Below are 2,743 nucleotides of genomic sequence, written 5' to 3' on the forward strand. Positions count from 1 at the left end.
TGGCGAAAGGTTCTGGATATTTTTCCGACAGCAGTTTGCAGAGATTATCAAAGGATATTGACGAATGACGACAAATGAACAAGGTATTGTTATTATCTCGTGCAATGGTTTGAGTAGGCGATCGCACCATCGGTGATTTTGGGCGTATCTTTTGAAATTCCGATAATATTTACATTTCATCCTCTTAAAATGAGCGAACGGAGTTATTAACGATTCGCTCTTAGGACTATGGCAAATTTTATCCAACCACCAAGGTTACGCATTGGTGAAGAGACTGAAGAAGAACGACGCGCCACTTGGCTAGAGCTTTTTTATGATTTAGTGTTTGTGGTTGCAGTTGCTCAACTTGCTCACTATCTCAAAGAACATATTTCGCTCTCTGGCTTGTTGGGGTTTGTATTTCTATTTATACCTGTTTGGTGGTCGTGGATTGGCACTACATTCTACGCTAACCGCTTTGATAGCGATGATCTGATCCGCCGATTGCTGGTTGGGTTACATATGCTGACGGCGGCAGCTATGGCTATCAACATTCATCATGGCTTAAATGATAGTTCGGTTGGCTTTGCCCTTGCTTATGCTCTCGGCCGTATTGTACTTGTGGTTGAATATCTCCGTGCTGGAATTCACATCCCCACTGCGCGTCCTTTGACAACTCGATACGCTATTGGTTTCGCGATCGCAGCTTTTGTCTGGATTATATCAGTGTTTGTACCCCTTCGTTGGCGGTTTGTCCTCTGGGCATTGGGAATTATTATTGATTTTGCTACACCCATAACCGCACGCAAATTACAATTAGGACTACTCCCTCATGCCTCCCACTTACCTGAGCGTTTTGGATTATTTACTATGATTGTCTTGGGTGAGGCAATTATTGCGGTGGTTAATGGAGTTTCTGAGCAGAAATGGGATATTTTCACAGTAATTTCTGCTGCGTTCGGTCTTTGTATCGCTTTTAGCTTATGGTGGATCTATTTTGATAACTTAGGCGGCACACCCATTCAAACAGCTCGCACACAAGGAAGCACTGGTGTGATTAATCTTTGGCTTTACACCCATTTACCGCTAGTGATTGGCATTGCTGCTACTGGGGTGGGCGTAGAAGAAGTTTTGTTAAGTAAGCCAACGCTAGCCTTACCAGATTCCTATCGGTGGCTAATTTGTGGTGCAGTTGCATTGTGTTTGCTAGCTATCGGTATTCTGCACAGATATGGAGTCATCCGTTATTGTAAAATTCGTTCCAAATACCGATTTGGGGCAGCGATTGTGTTGATAGCGATCGCAATTTTAGGCAAAGGTTTGTTACCAATAGCAGTCATCGCCCTTGTAGCTGTAGTTGCTATTGTGCAAGTTGTACAAGATTTATATCAAAGTCGCCCTACCACTCGCTTAGTTGATCCAGAGATTTAGGTACACTTAAAAATTAATGCGACGATAGATTTCGCTCAGGGGAATTTCTACGTTTAAACTGTGCAAAAAGATGGACTGCTCAAGATGAGAGTGAACTTGCCATAGCCAGCGATCGTTGTCGTTACGATCAAGATTATGAAACTGCTCAATGTAGGGTTCAGTTTGGCTCACAAGCAGATATTCACAAAAGCTAGTAACAGAGCGATATTTTCTAAACTTTTCGCCTCGATCATAGGCTTCGGTAGATGGCGATAGAACTTCGACAATAACTGAAGGATTGAGAATCTCATCATTGCGATCGCCATTGAATTCTGGTTTACTATTAACAACCATCAAATCGGCATAAGTACCACATTGATATTCAGGAATCCAAACTCGCAAGTCGCTATTATACAAACGAAAATCGGTGTCTCTGAGCAAAAAACCCAAATAAATTAATAAGTTGCTGGCGATCGCGCTGTGGGTTTCAGAACCTCCCGACATCGTAATAATCTCTCCATTGCGGTATTCATGGCGTTCTGGGTTGGTTTCTTCTATAGTCCGATACTCGTCTAATGTGAGCCGAGTTTTTATTGCATTTGGGGGGTTGGTTTGAGCAAAGACCACAATAAACCTCTGGAACAATTAGCCCTAAAACTATTATCTGCTTCAGCTTGAAGAGTTGCCAATCAGGCATCCCCAAGACTGAAGCAACAAATTTATGGTTAGGATAGCTCTGTACGGACATCAAATGTTGCATATTTTTCTCTCAATAGTATCAAAAACTTAGTCAGCGATCGCCCACCTCACATAAGGACGAGAAGCTGCAATAGTTTTATAGGTAATTAAGCTACTAGGTGCTTGTACTTTTCGCAAATCTACTCGAAAATATGCTTTTTTATTCTTAAATTTTACCTGATAAAAAGTATATTCTTGAGCGCGTGTTTGACCAACACAAGTTGCATAATCACTACGTAAAGGTGAGACAAATTCCACAAACTGTTTATTAGATGAAACTAGGTTAGTCAAGTCGGCAAATGCTCTAGTATCTGCCACTACTGTATGTTCAACGCCACCTTCATAGGGCAGTACAAACCACCACAAACCAACTGTTTGCGGACATGTACCTTTAGTGCGTTGAACATTCAGCATTACATTAGGCTCAGAAATTGGCCCTGGTGCTGTTTGCTGTTGTGCTTGCGCTGTAGTAGAAATTGTTCCTAGCAAAATTATCGTCAATAAAACTTTACTATTAGCTATTATTTGTACGCAATTTTTCATAAGCAAAAAATAATTATCAATTACAAAAACAGGGAGTAGGGAGTAGGGAGTAGGGAGTAGGGATACAAAAACA

General features: G+C 41.4%; 3 protein-coding genes. 1 reads left to right on the plus strand and 2 read right to left on the minus strand.

Going from position 1 to position 2,743, the window contains the following annotated elements:
* Positions 1-228 precede the first annotated feature (228 nt).
* Positions 229-1,410 carry a low temperature requirement protein A gene (locus AC5JMF_RS26715; RefSeq protein ID WP_495798735.1) on the plus strand — a complete coding sequence of 394 codons (1,182 nt, stop codon included), beginning with the start codon at positions 229-231 and terminating at the stop codon, positions 1,408-1,410.
* Between the two features lie 6 nt (positions 1,411-1,416).
* Here AC5JMF_RS26715 and AC5JMF_RS26720 read toward each other — a convergent pair whose 3' ends face one another.
* Positions 1,417-2,016 carry a Uma2 family endonuclease gene (locus AC5JMF_RS26720; RefSeq protein WP_495798736.1) on the minus strand — a complete coding sequence of 200 codons (600 nt, stop codon included), beginning with the start codon at positions 2,014-2,016 and terminating at the stop codon, positions 1,417-1,419.
* 159 nt (positions 2,017-2,175) lie between these two features.
* Positions 2,176-2,670, minus strand: coding sequence for a hypothetical protein (locus AC5JMF_RS26725; RefSeq protein WP_495798737.1), 495 nt, complete (start codon positions 2,668-2,670; stop codon positions 2,176-2,178).
* Between the last annotated feature and the right edge of the window lie 73 nt (positions 2,671-2,743).

It is taken from the genome of Desmonostoc vinosum (genome assembly GCF_059505385.1).

Bases quoted from the DNA above. Each gene is read 5' to 3' on its own strand.
- AC5JMF_RS26715 (WP_495798735.1), top strand. From the start codon at position 229: ATGGCAAATTTTATCCAACCACCAAGGTTACGCATTGGTGAAGAGACT.
- AC5JMF_RS26725 (WP_495798737.1), bottom strand. From the start codon at position 2,670: ATGAAAAATTGCGTACAAATAATAGCTAATAGTAAAGTTTTATTGACG.